11 protein-coding genes are annotated in these 14372 nt (G+C 59.4%); 10 read left to right on the top strand and 1 reads right to left on the bottom strand.

Features of this window, described 5'->3' with window-relative positions; translation table 11 throughout:
- Positions 1 to 35: 35 nt before the first annotated feature.
- Complete coding sequence (gene phhA, locus ACI512_RS26625; protein ID WP_122810111.1) at positions 36 to 827, bottom strand: phenylalanine 4-monooxygenase; 792 nt, start codon at positions 825 to 827, stop codon at positions 36 to 38.
- 257 nt (positions 828 to 1084) lie between these two features.
- Between phhA and ACI512_RS26620 the strand changes: the two genes are divergently transcribed.
- The 10 genes from ACI512_RS26620 to ACI512_RS26575 all read left to right on the top strand — a co-directional run bounded on the left by ACI512_RS26620 (position 1085) and on the right by ACI512_RS26575 (position 14362).
- Positions 1085 to 2647 carry a sigma-54-dependent transcriptional regulator gene (locus tag ACI512_RS26620; RefSeq protein ID WP_236380888.1) on the top strand — a complete coding sequence of 521 codons (1563 nt, stop codon included), beginning with the start codon at positions 1085 to 1087 and terminating at the stop codon, positions 2645 to 2647.
- 362 nt (positions 2648 to 3009) lie between these two features.
- Positions 3010 to 3750, top strand: a complete 741-nt coding sequence (locus ACI512_RS26615) for a flagellar basal body rod protein FlgF (protein WP_015885209.1) — start codon at positions 3010 to 3012, stop codon at positions 3748 to 3750.
- 62 nt (positions 3751 to 3812) lie between these two features.
- A complete protein-coding gene (flgG, locus tag ACI512_RS26610) occupies positions 3813 to 4598 on the top strand; it encodes a flagellar basal-body rod protein FlgG (protein WP_005790105.1) in 786 nt (261 codons plus the stop codon).
- Positions 4599 to 4649: 51 nt separating this feature from the next.
- Entirely contained in the window at positions 4650 to 5345 is a 696-nt protein-coding gene (gene flgH, locus ACI512_RS26605) for a flagellar basal body L-ring protein FlgH (RefSeq protein ID WP_015885208.1), read from the top strand.
- Positions 5346 to 5354: 9 nt separating this feature from the next.
- Positions 5355 to 6461: a flagellar basal body P-ring protein FlgI gene (locus ACI512_RS26600; RefSeq protein ID WP_236380890.1), complete on the top strand. Its 1107-nt coding sequence runs from the start codon at positions 5355 to 5357 to the stop codon at positions 6459 to 6461.
- Between the two features lie 4 nt (positions 6462 to 6465).
- Positions 6466 to 7737: a flagellar assembly peptidoglycan hydrolase FlgJ gene (flgJ, locus tag ACI512_RS26595; RefSeq protein WP_405121429.1), complete on the top strand. Its 1272-nt coding sequence runs from the start codon at positions 6466 to 6468 to the stop codon at positions 7735 to 7737.
- A gap of 10 nt (positions 7738 to 7747) precedes the next feature.
- Positions 7748 to 9796: a flagellar hook-associated protein FlgK gene (gene flgK, locus ACI512_RS26590; protein WP_236383741.1), complete on the top strand. Its 2049-nt coding sequence runs from the start codon at positions 7748 to 7750 to the stop codon at positions 9794 to 9796.
- Between the two features lie 14 nt (positions 9797 to 9810).
- Positions 9811 to 11433, top strand: a complete 1623-nt coding sequence (locus ACI512_RS26585; protein ID WP_015885204.1) for a flagellar hook-associated protein 3 — start codon at positions 9811 to 9813, stop codon at positions 11431 to 11433.
- Between the two features lie 276 nt (positions 11434 to 11709).
- Positions 11710 to 12639 carry a ketoacyl-ACP synthase III gene (locus ACI512_RS26580; protein ID WP_015885203.1) on the top strand — a complete coding sequence of 310 codons (930 nt, stop codon included), beginning with the start codon at positions 11710 to 11712 and terminating at the stop codon, positions 12637 to 12639.
- Between the two features lie 265 nt (positions 12640 to 12904).
- Positions 12905 to 14362 (top strand): flagellin, encoded by a 1458-nt coding sequence (locus ACI512_RS26575; protein ID WP_064052722.1) that lies wholly within the window; start codon positions 12905 to 12907, stop codon positions 14360 to 14362.
- The last annotated feature ends 10 nt before the right edge of the window (positions 14363 to 14372 follow it).

Genomic DNA, 14372 nt, shown 5'->3' with positions numbered 1-14372 from the left:
AGGGAACAGACTCACCTGGCCTCAAGATGTAAGGTTCACGCGGCTTTGGGTTTGGGCGCAAACTTGGGCGCATGCAGACCCAGCTGCATGCCGCGCTCAACCATGCCCATGATGTCTTCCTGCGCCACTTCGAACAGGCGCTTGAGGTTGGGCAGCACGAAGTACAGCGGTTGCAGGATGTCGATGCGATAGGGCGTGCGCATCGCTTCCAGCGGGTCGAACAGCTGGTGCTCAGGCTCGGAGGACAGGCTGTACACCGTTTCCTTGGGCGACGACAGAATGCCGCCACCGTAGATACGCCGGCCTTCGGGGGTGTCCACCAGGCCGAACTCGATGGTCATCCAGTACAGGCGCGCCAGGTAAACCCGTTGCTCCTTAGTGGCCGCCAGACCGAGCTTGCCGTAGGTGTGGGTGAACTCGGCGAACCAGGGGTTGGTCAGCAGCGGGCAGTGGCCAAAGATCTCGTGAAAAATATCCGGCTCTTGCAGGTAGTCCAGTTCTTCACGGGTACGGATAAACGTCGCCACCGGAAACTGTTTGTTGGCGAGCAATTCGAAGAAGGTCTGGAAGGGGATCAGCGCCGGTACGCGGGCGACTTGCCAGCCGGTTGTCTCGGCCAACACCTGGTTGATTTCGCCCAGTTGCGGAATCCGATCATGGGGCAGGCCGAGCTTGTCGATGCCGTCCAGGTATTCCTGGCAGGCGCGGCCCTCGATCACGTTCAATTGGCGAGTGATCAGGGTGTTCCACACCGCGTGTTCTTCCGGCGAGTAGTGGATAAAACCTTGCGCGTCGGGCTCGCGGGCCACGTACTGCGTCTGCTTCATACGGCTCTCCTGCTAGGCATTCGTTCTTGTTATGTCCTGCGATGACCCTATTGATAACCTGTGCGTGACCGGATTCCATCTGTTTAAAACGCCATCGTGTAGGAAAATTTACCGATTTACGTAAAGTATTCGTTACGCTTGTGCGCTCGGCCGTTGCGCTGGGCTGGGAAAACCCTTCTGGCTGTCACATAATCTTGACGACTATCTGCGTCCTGCGACAAAAACACGCGGCGCCTACCCACATTTCGGGCCTCTTCATGCGTATCAAAGTGCACTGCCAGAACCGCATCGGCATCCTGCGGGACATTCTCAACCTGCTGGTGGAGTACGGCGTCAACGTCGCCAAGGGCGAAGTGGGCGGTGAGCATGGCAATGCCATTTACCTGTACTGCCCGAACCTGGTGAACATGCAGTTTCAGGCGCTGCGCCCGCAGTTCGAGGCGATTACCGGGGTGTTCGGGGTGAAAAGGGTAGGGCTGATGCCCAGCGAACGGCGCCACATGGAGCTGAATGCGCTGCTCGGCGCCCTGGAGTTTCCGGTGCTGTCGATCGACATGGGCGGCTCCATCGTCGCCGCCAACCGTGCAGCGGCGCAGTTGCTCGGGGTGCGGGTGGACGAGGTGCCGGGGATTCCGTTGTCGCGGTATGCCGAAGACTTTGATTTGCCGGAGCTGGTGCGTGCGAGCAAATCGCGGATCAATGGTCTGCGGGTCAAGGTCAAGGGTGACGTGTTCCTGGCGGACATCGCGCCGCTGCAATCATCCGAACATGACGACAGCGAAGCCATGGCCGGCGCGGTGTTGACCCTGCACCGCGCGGACCGCGTGGGTGAGCGCATCTACAACGTGCGCAAGCAGGAGCTGCGCGGCTTTGACAGCATTTTCCAGAGCTCCAAAGTCATGGCTGCGGTAGTGCGCGAAGCCCGGCGCATGGCGCCGCTGGATGCGCCTCTATTAATAGAAGGCGAAACCGGCACCGGCAAGGAGTTGCTGGCCCGCGCCTGTCACTTGGCCAGCCCGCGTGGGCAATCGCCGTTGATGGCGCTCAACTGCGCCGGCCTGCCCGAGTCGATGGCGGAGACCGAGTTGTTCGGCTACGGCCCCGGCGCGTTCGAAGGTGCACGTGCAGAAGGCAAGTTGGGGCTGCTGGAACTGACGGCGGGCGGTACGTTGTTTCTTGACGGTGTGGGGGAGATGAGCGCGCGCTTGCAGGTGAAATTGCTGCGCTTCCTGCAGGACGGTTGCTTTCGCCGCGTAGGCAGTGATGAGGAGGTTTACCTGGATGTGCGGGTGATCTGCGCCACCCAGGTGGATTTGTCCGAGCTGTGCGCCCGTGGCGAATTCCGCCAGGACCTCTACCACCGCCTCAACGTGCTGTCCTTGCATATCCCACCGCTGCGCGAATGCCTCGACGGCCTGGCGCCGTTGGTGGAGCACTTTCTCGACCAGGCCAGCCGTCAGATCGGCTGCCCGTTGCCCACGCTGGCGCCCGCCGCGATGGATCGCCTGAGTCATTACCATTGGCCAGGCAATGTGCGGCAGTTGGAAAACGTACTGTTCCAGGCGGTGTCGTTGTGTGACGGCGGGACGGTCCAGGCCGAACATATTCGGCTGCCGGACTATGGGGTGCGTCAGCCGCTTGGCGATTTTTCGCTGGAGGGTGGCCTGGAAGCGATTGTCGGGCGGTTCGAGAAAGCGGTGCTCGAAGCCTTATATGCCGAGCATCCCAGCAGCCGGCAGATGGGCAAGCGTCTGGGGGTGTCCCACACCACCATCGCTAACAAGCTGCGCGACTACGAAATTCTCAAGGCTAATAAATAAATCCTTTGGGAAGGGGGTGCTGTGGTGAGTGGGGCTTGTGCCCCGACGGGTTCGCCGCCGACTCAAGGGGGGCTGCTTCGCAGCCCGGCGCAGGGCAAGCCTGCTCACCACAGGGTAAGCCTGCTCACCACAGTAAACCCCTCCCACATTCGATCTTTGTCGTTTTCAAGGACGGGGTTTGCCGCAGGCGGCAGTAGTCCGCCGTTTTTTCGACTCTCGCTCAATCCTGAAATCTTCATACCTCGCCGCAAACCCCCGCCCCGCCTGCACTTCCTGCTCTTTTCAAAAGTTGGTTCGCAAATTGCTTAAGCCTCATCAGTACAGCGGTGGGCGGCAAGCGTCCGTCAGAAAGAGGAAAGAGCGTGGACAAGTACCTTTATGTGGCAATGACCGGCGCCAGCCAGAATGCTCTGGCGCAGAAGGCCCATGCCAACAACCTGGCGAACATTTCCACCAATGGTTTCCAACGTGACCTGGAACAGGCGCGTTCGATGCCGGTGTTCGGTGACAGCTTTCCGGCGCGGGCGTTTGCCTTGACCGAGCGCCCGGGCACTGACTTCTCTCCTGGCGCGATGATCGAGACCGGTCGAGACCTGGACGTGGCCGTCAGCGGCAATGGCTGGATGGCCGTGCAGACCCCGGACGGCAGCGAAGCCTACGTGCGCAGCGCGAGCATGAACGTCGACGCATTGGGCGTACTGCGGGCCGGCAACGGCATGCCGATCATGGGCAACGGTGGGCCGATTGCCGTGCCGCCGCAGCAGAAGATCGAAGTGGGTGCCGACGGCACCATCAGCATCCGCGCCATGGGTGAAGGCCCGCGCGTGATGGCGGAAGTGGACCGCATCAAGCTGGTCCAGCCGGACCTGAAGAACATGAATAAAGGCTTGGACGGCACCATCCACACCAAGGATGGCCAGCCGGCCCAGGCTGACGCGACGGTCACGCTGACCTCGGGTTTCCTGCAGGCGAGCAACGTCAATGCGGTGGAAGAAATGACCGCAGTGCTGGCGCTTTCCAAGCAGTTTGAGCTGCACATCAAGATGATGAACAGCGCTAAAGAAGACGACCAGGCCATGACGCGCGTCATGCAGATGAGCTGATTGCAGCCCATTAACTAATTTGTGATGTCGCGCCAACAAACAGGCGCACAGAGGAGAACAGCATGCTTCCGGCTCTATGGGTTGCCAAAACAGGCCTGTCCGCCCAGGACACCAACCTGACCACCATTTCCAACAACTTGGCCAACGTATCGACCACGGGTTTCAAACGTGACCGTGCCGAGTTCCAGGACTTGCTCTATCAGATCAAGAAACAGCCGGGCGCTCAGTCGACCCAGGACAGCGAGCTGCCGTCGGGCCTGCAACTGGGTACCGGTGTGCAGATCGTCGGCACCCAGAAGAACTTCAGCGCCGGTAACTTGCAACAGACCGGCCAGCCGCTGGACATGGCCATCAACGGCCGTGGCTTCTTCCAGATCCTGCAACCGGACGGCACTACTTCCTACACCCGTGACGGTACTTTCCACCTGGACTCCAACGGCCAGATCGTGACCGCCAACGGTTTTGCCCTGGAGCCGGCCGTGGTCGTTCCAGCAGATGCCAAAACCTTTACCGTTGGCAACGACGGCACCGTGTCGATCACCGTCGCCGGCAACCCGGCGTCGCAAGTGATCGGCAACCTGCAGACCGCCGATTTCATCAACCCGGCTGGCCTGCAAGCCATGGGTAACAACTTGTTCCTGGAAACCGCCTCCAGCGGCGCGCCGCAAATCGGCACCCCTGGGCTGAACGGCTTCGGCACCACGCTGCAAAGCACCCTGGAAACCTCCAACGTCAGCACCGTTGAGGAGATGGTCAACATGATCACTACCCAGCGTGCCTACGAGATGAACTCCAAGGTGATCTCCACCGCCGACCAGATGCTTTCGTTCGTAACGCAGAATCTGTAATCAAGTCTGGGGCGCTCTTGAGGGCGCCTGCAACACCGTGAGGTAAGGGTCATGAATCGCTATGTTTCTGTTTTGGCATTGAGTGGGATTGCCGTGCTCGCGGGCTGTGTCGCCCCGACGCCAAAGCCCAATGACCCGTACTACGCGCCGGTGTTGCCACGCACGCCGTTGCCGGCGGCGGCCAACAATGGCTCGATCTACCAGGCCGGTTTCGAACAGAACCTGTACAGCGACCGCAAGGCGTTCCGCGTGGGTGACATCATCACCATCACCCTGAACGAGAAGACCCAGGCCAGCAAGAACGCCAACTCGCAGGTGGGCAAGACCAGCAAGACGGGGATCGGCCTGACCTCGTTGTTTGGTGCCGTGCCGAACACCAACAACCCCCTGGGCGATGGCGACTTGAGCTTGAGCGCCGGCTACAGCGGTGACCGCGCCACCAACGGCAAGAGTTCCGCAGGGCAGGGCAACAGCTTGACCGGTTCGATCACCGTGACCGTCGCCGATGTATTACCCAACGGCATCATTGCCGTACGCGGTGAGAAGTGGATGACGCTTAACACCGGCGACGAATTGGTGCGCATTGCCGGTATGGTCCGCGCCGATGACATCTCCACCGACAACACCGTGCCGTCGACGCGGATTGCCGATGCGCGCATTACCTACTCGGGTACAGGTTCGTTTGCTGATGCGAGTCAGCCGGGCTGGTTCGACCGTTTCTTCCTTAGCCCGCTGTTCCCTTTCTAGGTGGCCACTTTGAACTTCAAACAGCTGTTGGCGGCCGCACTCCTGCTTTCCTTGAGCGCTGTCGCCCAGGCCGAGCGCCTGAAAGACATCGCCAGCATTTCCGGCGTGCGTTCCAACCAGTTGATCGGCTACGGCCTGGTGGTGGGGCTCAGCGGTACGGGTGACCAGACCACCCAGACGCCGTTCACCCTGCAGACCTTCAACAACATGCTTTCGCAGTTCGGCATCAAGGTACCGGCGGGCTCGGGCAACGTGCAGTTGAAAAACGTCGCGGCCGTGTCCATCAGTGCCGACTTGCCGGCGTTCTCCAAGCCGGGCCAGGTGGTGGACATTACGGTGTCGTCCATCGGTAACTCGAAAAGCCTGCGCGGCGGCACCTTGCTGATGACGCCTTTGAAAGGTATCGATGGCAACGTCTACGCCATCGCCCAGGGCAACCTGGTGGTGGGCGGGTTCGATGCCGAAGGCCGTGACGGTTCGAAGATCACCGTCAACGTGCCGTCGGCCGGTCGTATTCCGGGCGGCGCCACGGTTGAACGCACCGTGCCGAGCGGTTTCAACCAGGGCAACAGCCTGACCCTGAACCTCAACCGCTCCGACTTCACCACCGCCAAGCGCGTGGTCGACAAGATCAACAACATGCTCGGCCCTGGCGTCGCCCAGGCCATCGACGGCGGCTCGATCCGCGTCACCGCGCCGCTGGACCCAAGCCAACGCGTGGATTACCTGTCGATCCTGGAAAACCTCGAAGTGGACCCAGGGCAGGCGGTGGCCAAAGTCATCATCAACTCGCGGACCGGTACCATCGTGATCGGCCAGAACGTCAAGGTGTCGCCCGCTGCGGTGACCCACGGCAGCCTGACCGTGACCATCACCGAAGACCCTATCGTCAGCCAGCCTGGGCCTTTGTCCAACGGCCAGACGGCGGTGGTGCCACGCTCGCGCGTCAACGCCCAGCAAGAAGCCAAGCCGATGTTCAAGTTCGGCCCCGGCACCACCCTGGATGAGATTGTCCGTGCGGTGAACCAAGTGGGCGCAGCGCCCGGCGACTTGATGGCGATCCTTGAAGCATTGAAACAGGCCGGCGCCTTGCAAGCCGACCTGATCGTGATCTGAGGCCATGGTCATGGACATGCGCAAGAGCGGTATAAGCAGTACGGCGGACTCGGGGTCTTACTCCGACTTGAACCGGCTTAACCAGCTCAAGGTCGGCGACGACAAGAACAGCGAAGGCAACATGCGCAAGGTGGCGCAGGAGTTCGAATCGCTGTTTTTGAGCGAGATGCTCAAGTCCATGCGTTCGGCTACCGAGGCGTTGGGTAAAGACAACCCGCTGAACACGCCGGCGGCCAAGCAGTACCAGGAAATGTACGACCAGCAGTTGGCCGTCTCGATGTCCCGTGAAGGCGGTGGTATCGGCCTGGCCGACGTGCTGATGCGCCAGATGCAGAAGAACAAACCGGTGGCGGCCCAGGCCGCCACGCTGCAAGGCCCGGCGGCGGTCGAGTCGGCGAAAAAAGTCGCGGTGCCGACGGAAATTGCCGCAGGCACCCAGGCTGAGGGTCCGTTGGGCCGCTCCAATGGCCAGCGCCCGTTGTGGGCGTATCGCGTGGCTGAGCCCCAGGCTGGCGCCGCAGCGTCCCACAGCAATGACATGGAGCTGATGAACCAGCGCCGTATCGCCTTGCCAAGCAAACTGACCGATCGCTTGCTCGCCGGCATCGTGCCGAACGCGCCGGTCGCGATCGATGCCAAAAGCGCACCGCTGCGTAACAGTGCCGCCGACGACAACGTGGTCAACAGCACCGCGCGCACCTTCGCCGTGCCGAGCGGGCGCATGCAGGTCTACGGTCGCGCCGTTGCCCAGCCACCGCTGGCGCCGGCGAAAAAAGCCTTCAGTTCGCAGGATGAATTTGTCGCCACCATGTTGCCGATGGCCAAGGCGGCTGCCGCGCGCATTGGTATCGATCCGAAGTACTTGGTGGCCCAGGCCGCACTGGAAACCGGTTGGGGTAAATCGGTGATGCGCGCCGAAGACGGCAGCAGCAGCCATAACCTGTTCGGCATCAAGGCCGGCCAGAGTTGGCAGGGCGGCCAGGCCCGTGCAATCACCAGCGAGTTCCGCGACGGGGCGATGGTCAAGGAGACGGCGCAGTTCCGTTCCTACAGCTCGTACCAGGACAGCTTCCACGACCTGGTGACCTTGCTGCAAAGCAATGATCGCTATAAAGAAGTTGTGAAGTCGGCCGACAACCCGGAACAGTTTGTACGCGAGTTGCAAAAAGCCGGGTACGCAACCGACCCGGCCTACGCCAGCAAGATTTCGCAGATCGCTAAAACGATGAACAGTTACCAGAACTACGCTGCCGCTGGCGCAACCACTCATTTATAAGGTCTGAACCATGAGTTTGCTCAATATCGGGATGTCGGGGCTTAACGCCGCTCAAGGATCGTTGTCGGTCTTGAGTAACAACATCGCCAACGCCAATACCGCAGGCTATTCGCGTCAGCAGACCACCCAGAGCGCCAATGCGTCGAACCAGTATGGCGGCGTGTTCATCGGCAGCGGCACCACCCTGGCCGACGTGCGCCGGGTGTACAACGAATACCTGGACACGGCGTACCAGAACAGCACCTCGCTCAATAGCGATGCCAAGGCTTACCTGGATCAAGTGAGCGCCGTGGACAAGACGTTGTCGGACAAGACGACGGGCATGTCGGCCGTGCTCAGTTCGTTCTTTGCCGCTGTTCAGACCGCTTCGGCCAACCCGAGCGATACCTCGGCTCGCCAGATACTGCTGACCAGCGCCCAGACATTGAGCAACCGCTTCAACTCGATCTCCAGCCAGTTGAGCCAGCAGAAAGAAACCATTAACAGCCAGCTGACCTCCTTGACCGACCAGGTCAACCAGCTGACTTCGTCGATTGCTTCGCTCAACAAGCAGATCACCCAGGTGCAGGGGTCTTCGAACACCACCCCGGCCAACCTGCTGGACGCGCGCGCCGAAGCCGTACGTTCGCTCAATGAGTTGATCGGCGTGAACGCCAGCGAGAAGAACGGTGTGTTCAGCGTCAGCACCGGTACTGGCCAGTCCCTGGTGCTGGGCGATCGGTCCAACACCCTTTCCGCCGTACCGAGCAAGAGCGACACCAGCCAGTACACGATTCAGATGAATGCGTCTGGCGGGACGGCGATGGACCTGGGCAACGTGATCAGTGGTGGCAGCATCGGCGGCTTGTTGCGCTATCGCAGCGATGTGTTGATGCCGGCCATCAATGACCTGGGTCGCATTGCTATCGTCACTGCCGATACGATCAACAGCCAGCTGGGCCAGGGCATCGATCTGAACGGCGAATTCGGCTCGTCGATGTTCAAGGACATCAACAGCGCTGCGTCTGTCGCGCTGCGTAGCCTTTCCGCTCAAGGCAATCAGGGCGTTGGTAGCCTGGGTGTTACGATCAAGGACACCAGCAAGCTGACCAACTTCGATTACAAGGTCACCTTCAGCGACCCTGCCGATCTCAACAAAGTCACCGTCGAGCGCTCTGATGGCAAAGCCATGGGCGCGTTTGATATCTCGGCTACACCGCCCTCGGTGATCGATGGTTTTACCCTGGAACTCACGAACGGACCGATGCAGGCGGGTGACAGCTTTAAAGTCAGCCCGACCGCCAGTGGCGCCCAGGATATCGGTACCGTCCTCAACGACCCGAGCAAGATTGCGTTTGCCGCGCCGCTGAAAGGGGAGGCCAGCAAAACCAACCAGGGTACCGGTAGCTTCACTCCGCCGACCCTGACCCTGCCCTTGGATATCCAGGGTGGCGCCACTACCGCGCAGCTTCGCGTTGGCATTGAAAATTCGATGCCGGTGAAGATGGTGTTCGGCAAGCCGGCGGCTGATGGCACTCAGAGCTATACCCTTAACGACGCCAAGGGCGATCCTATCGGCTCGGGGACCATCATTCCGGGGCAGGCCAATAAAATCACCGTCAACGTGCCGATGCGTGATGCCAGCGGTGCCCTGGTGGTGCCGGCCAAGAGTTTTGGCTTTGACACCACGGTTGCGGGCTCGCCGACCGATGGGGACAGCACCACCTTTTCGTTTAACGCCACGGGCGTATCCGACAACCGCAATGCCCAGCAACTGCTGAATCTGCAAACCAAGGCCACCGTGGGCGTGGCGACAGATGGTACCGGCGGCACCAGCCTGGTCGGGGCCAACAGCAAGTTGGTGTCCACCGTTGGCGCCAAGGCCGCTGCGGCCACCACTGACACCACGGCCACCAATGCGTTGCTGACGGCTAACAAAAATGCGCGCAACTCCGTGTCCCAGGTCAACCTGGACGAAGAGGCGGGCGACATGATCAAGTTCCAGCAGTACTACACAGCGTCGTCGCAGATCATCAAGGCTGCGCAAGAAACCTTCAGCACGCTGATTAATAGTCTTTAAGGGAGTCTGGGACGATGCGCATTTCTACACAGCAGTATTTCGACACCAGTGCCGCCAAGTACCAGAACAACTATTCCGGCGTAGTACAGGCTCAAGAGCAGGCGAGTTCCGGCGTGCGTGTACAGACCGCTGGAGATGATCCAGTGGCCGCGCAGCGTTTGCTGATGTTGCAGCAGCAGAAAGATATGCTGGCGCAGTTCAGCGGCAATATTTCCAACATCCAGAGTTCGCTGACTAACGAAGAAAGTGTGCTGACGGCGATCAGTGCGACGATCCAGGCCGCCAGCCAGTTGGCGTTGAAGGCCGGTGGCGTCACCAGTGATGCCGACCGCAAATCCATCTCGGTCGAGGTGGGTGCCCTTGAGGACCAACTGCTGGGCTTGCTCAACAGCAAGGATGCGGCGGGCAACTACCTGTTCTCCGGTTCCAAGACCGAGACGCCACCGTACTCACGCAACATTGACGGCACCTACAACTATCAGGGTGACGAGAATGAGCTCAGTCTGCAGGTTTCCGAGACGTTGACCGTTCGCGCAGGCGACACCGGCAAGACCATTCTGGAAGGGGCGGCCAACAACAGCCGCACCCAGACCAAATACACCACGCCTGCTCCTGTGCCACCTGCGACAACACCGTCGCAAGTGGATGACAACAAAGTCGCCATCTCGGCCGGTTTGGTGACATCAGGTGTCGACTACAACAAGTCCTTCGCCGACGGCCAGCCGTACAAGCTGACCTTTACCAGCAGCACCCAGTACGTGGTAACGGACAAAAACAACAACGACATTACCTCGCAGCTCCCAGGTAATGGGACATTCGACTCTACCAAGGAGGGCAGCGCCAGCGTCAACCTGCGTGGGGTCAAATTTGATATCACCGTTGATCTCACCGACAAGGCTACTGGGCCTGACGCTGATGCGATGGTCAAAGGCCGCGAGTTCAGCCTTTCCGCCAAGCCGGACGTGTTCAACGTGTCGCGCACCGCGAGTAATACCTCAGCGACGCAACTGACAAATGCCACCGTCAGCAGCCCTGCCAAATATGCCAGCACCTTTCCGGCCAACAGCGGCGTGGTGATCAAGTTCAGCGACACCGACCCGACGGCTTTCCAGGTGTTTACGCAGCCGTACAGCGCCAACAGCAAGGCGATTGATTCGGGCGTCATCGACACCACCACCACGCCGAATTCGATCACGGCAGCGGGTGTTACCTTTGGCCTGAGCGGTACGCCCAATGTCGGTGATCAGTTTTCGGTCGGCGCAAGCACCCAGAAAACCCAGAGTGCCCTCGACACCTTGAGTCAGTTGCGCAAGGCTCTGGAGCAACCGGCTGATGGTATCCCGGGGGCACGCATTAAGCTGCAGGATGCCCTGAACTCCGCTGTAAGTAACCTGACCAGTTCTTCCGATCAGGTGGACAATGTGCGCGGCTCCATTGGCGCGCGGCAGAACGCCCTAACGGTGCAGTCCAGCGAAAACGAAAGCGTCGGCCTAGCCAATAAAACCACAATGAGCGCGCTGGCGAACATCGACATGGGCGAGGCCGCGATCAACCTGACACTTCAGCAAACCATGCTGGAAGCCTCGCAATTGGCCTTCGTGAAAATCTCGCAGTTGAGCCTGTTCAACAAGATGTAAGCGGCATTACGTCAAGCGGCCCGCTCTGGAAACAGGGCGGGCCGTTGTCGTTTATGGGGTTTAATTGTTTGAAGGTTTTGCACAAAGCACACAAAATTGAGTGACCTGTGAGTCATAAAGCGCATCTTCACTGTATCGTGTGAAAAGGATAAGTCGTCACAGGGTCCTTGCGAGGCGGCTTTCAGCGAGATTTTTATGGGGTTATCCCCTTTATTGTCAGCACTCCGGGCCCAGGCCCTGGGGTGTTCTCCAGCTATTTAGTATTGGGAAGCCACAATGATTGGCATAAAAAGCATCGCCAGTTACGTGCCGGCAGACGGGATCGATAACTACGCTCAGGGTGCCAAATTCGCCAAGGATGAAGAGTTCATCATTGGCAAGATCGGTTCGGCGTTTTTGCCGCGCAAGGATGCCGCGCAGGAAACGTCTGACCTGTGTGTCGAAGCGGTCAACGCTTTGTTTGCCAACAACCCGGATTTGAAGCGCGAGTCCATCGACGCACTGATCGTCGTGACCCAGAACGGTGATGAAGAGGGCTTGCCCCACACCGCCGCCATCGTCCAGGACAAACTCGGCCTGCCGACTCACGTCGCGGCGTTCGATATTTCCCTGGGCTGCTCGGGCTATGTGTATGGCATCTATGCGATGAAAGGCTTCATGGAGGCCACGGGCTTGAAAAACGGCCTGTTGATCACCGCCGACCCGTACTCGAAGATCGTCGACCCGGAAGACCGCAACACCACCATGCTGTTCGGCGATGCTGCCACCGCCACCTGGATGGGCGAAGACGCGCCGTGGTTGCTCGGCAAGTCCAAGTTCGGCACCGACGGTTCCGGCGCACCGCACCTTAAGGTCAGCGACGGCGTGTTCTTTATGAATGGCCGCCAGGTGTTCAACTTCGCGCTGCTTAAAGTGCCGGCGCATTTGCACGAGCTGCTCAACGAGTCGGACCTCAAGGCTGACGAGATTGATGCCTTCTGCATTCACCAGGGCAGTGCGGCTATTGTCGACGCCGTGGCGCGTCGGTTTGAAGACGCTCCGGTGGACAAGTTCATCAAGGACATGGTCGAGACCGGCAACACCGTTTCATCGAGCATTCCGTTGCTGCTGGAAAAACACGTGATGGACGCCACCTGGAAGCGCGTGGCCATCAGTGGTTTTGGTGTGGGCCTGTCGTGGGGTTCGGCGATTCTTTATCGCCCTTGATGCTTTAATCGCTTCAATAAAAAAACGCCGATGATCGAAAGATCATCGGCGTTTTTTATTTGGCGCCAGAAAACCCAATGAAATCGGGGTTTCGAGCCTGCGTAAACCCTTGAATTACAAGGGGTGGCACGACGCCAGTAAATATTTTCAAAAAAATCCTCAAGCAACCGGCTACCACGACGATAACTATTACGTAGGTTCTCAGGCCACACCCGGCGGTTGCCAGGGCCGGAAGCCGCAGTATCCATCCAACGAGGATTTCGTCATGGCTTTAACAGTAAACACCAACATTGCTTCGATCACTACTCAGAGCAACCTGAACAAAGCTGGCGGCGCCCTGGCCACTTCTATGCAGCGCCTGTCTTCCGGCCTGCGTATCAACAGCGCTAAAGACGACGCTGCCGGCCTGCAGATCGCTAACCGCCTGACCAGCCAAATCAACGGCCTGGGCCAAGCAGTCAAAAACGTGAACGACGGTATCTCGATCGCTCAGACCGCTGAAGGCGCGATGCAGGCTTCGACCGACATCCTGCAAAAAATGCGTACCCTGGCTCTGTCTTCCGCTACTGGCTCGCTCAGCCCTGACGACCGTAAGTCGAACAACGACGAATACCAGGCTCTGACTTCGGAACTGACCCGTATCTCGCAAACCACTACTTTCGGTGGCCAGAAGCTGCTGGACGGTTCGTACGGTACCAAAGCAATCCAGGTTGGCGCCAACGCTAACGAAACCATCAACCTGAGCCTGGAAAACGTTGCAGCCAACAATATTGGTTCGCAGCAAATCAAGAGCGTAGCGGTTACCCCTAGCGCTACTGGCCTGGCTGCTGGCTCCATCGCCATCACCGGTAACGGTCAGTCTTCGACAGTTGCAGTTAACGCCGGCGACTCGGCCAAGACCATCGCTGCAAGCCTGAATGGCGCCGTCGGTGGCCTGAGCGCTACTGCCAGCACCGAAGTTGAATTCTCGGTAGACGAGACCAAGACCAAGGGTGCTACCGGTGTTCCAGCTAACTTCAGCATCGGCGTCGGTTCCGCCTCCGTTAAGTTCGTTGGTGTAACCAGCACTGCTGACCTGGCTGACCAGTTGAAGTCTAACGCTGCCAAACTGGGCATCAGCGTTAACTACGACGAAGCTAAAGGCACTCTGCAAGTCAAATCCGACTCCGGCGAAAACCTGAGCTTCACCAGCGACGCTGTTGGCGCTGACGCCGTTGGTATCAAGGTCAAAGACGGTTCCGGCGCATACGCTGCTACTGCTACTCCTCTTGCCGCTGCTGCTGCAGGCGTGATTGTTGCAACTGGCCAGATCTCGCTGGATTCGGCTAAAGGCTACTCCTTGGCCAACGGCGCTACCGGTACTTCGGTAACCGACCTGTTTGGCGCAGCTCAGATCTCTTCCAAGAAGACGTCTGTTGCCCAAACCGACGTAACTGACGCCAACAACGCACAAAACGCTATTGCTGTACTCGACAAAGCCATCGGCACCATCGACGGCGTTCGTTCGGGCCTGGGTGCTACCCAGAACCGTCTGACTACCACTGCAGACAACCTGCAGAACATTCAGAAGAACTCCACCGCTGCACGTTCCACCGTTCAGGACGTCGACTTCGCTTCCGAAACCGCCGAGCTGACCAAGCAACAAACCCTGCAATCGGCTTCCACCGCGATCCTGTCGCAGGCTAACCAGCTGCCATCCGCTGTACTGAAGCTGCTTCAGTAACTCCAGCGCT

The organism is Pseudomonas petroselini (assembly GCF_045037875.1).
Taxonomy (GTDB): Bacteria; Pseudomonadota; Gammaproteobacteria; order Pseudomonadales; family Pseudomonadaceae; genus Aquipseudomonas; species Aquipseudomonas petroselini.
This window is presented reverse-complemented; position numbering and strand designations above follow the sequence as displayed.

Excerpts from the sequence above, each read along its gene's own strand:
- ACI512_RS26575 (WP_064052722.1), top strand. The coding sequence starts at position 12,905 with ATGGCTTTAACAGTAAACACCAACATTGCTTCGATCACTACTCAGAGC.
- ACI512_RS26585 (WP_015885204.1), top strand. The coding sequence starts at position 9,811 with ATGCGCATTTCTACACAGCAGTATTTCGACACCAGTGCCGCCAAGTAC.
- flgG (WP_005790105.1), top strand. The coding sequence starts at position 3,813 with ATGCTTCCGGCTCTATGGGTTGCCAAAACAGGCCTGTCCGCCCAGGAC.
- flgJ (WP_405121429.1), top strand. The coding sequence starts at position 6,466 with ATGGTCATGGACATGCGCAAGAGCGGTATAAGCAGTACGGCGGACTCG.
- flgK (WP_236383741.1), top strand. The coding sequence starts at position 7,748 with ATGAGTTTGCTCAATATCGGGATGTCGGGGCTTAACGCCGCTCAAGGA.
- flgH (WP_015885208.1), top strand. The coding sequence starts at position 4,650 with ATGAATCGCTATGTTTCTGTTTTGGCATTGAGTGGGATTGCCGTGCTC.
- phhA (WP_122810111.1), bottom strand. The coding sequence starts at position 827 with ATGAAGCAGACGCAGTACGTGGCCCGCGAGCCCGACGCGCAAGGTTTT.
- ACI512_RS26620 (WP_236380888.1), top strand. The coding sequence starts at position 1,085 with ATGCGTATCAAAGTGCACTGCCAGAACCGCATCGGCATCCTGCGGGAC.
- ACI512_RS26580 (WP_015885203.1), top strand. The coding sequence starts at position 11,710 with ATGATTGGCATAAAAAGCATCGCCAGTTACGTGCCGGCAGACGGGATC.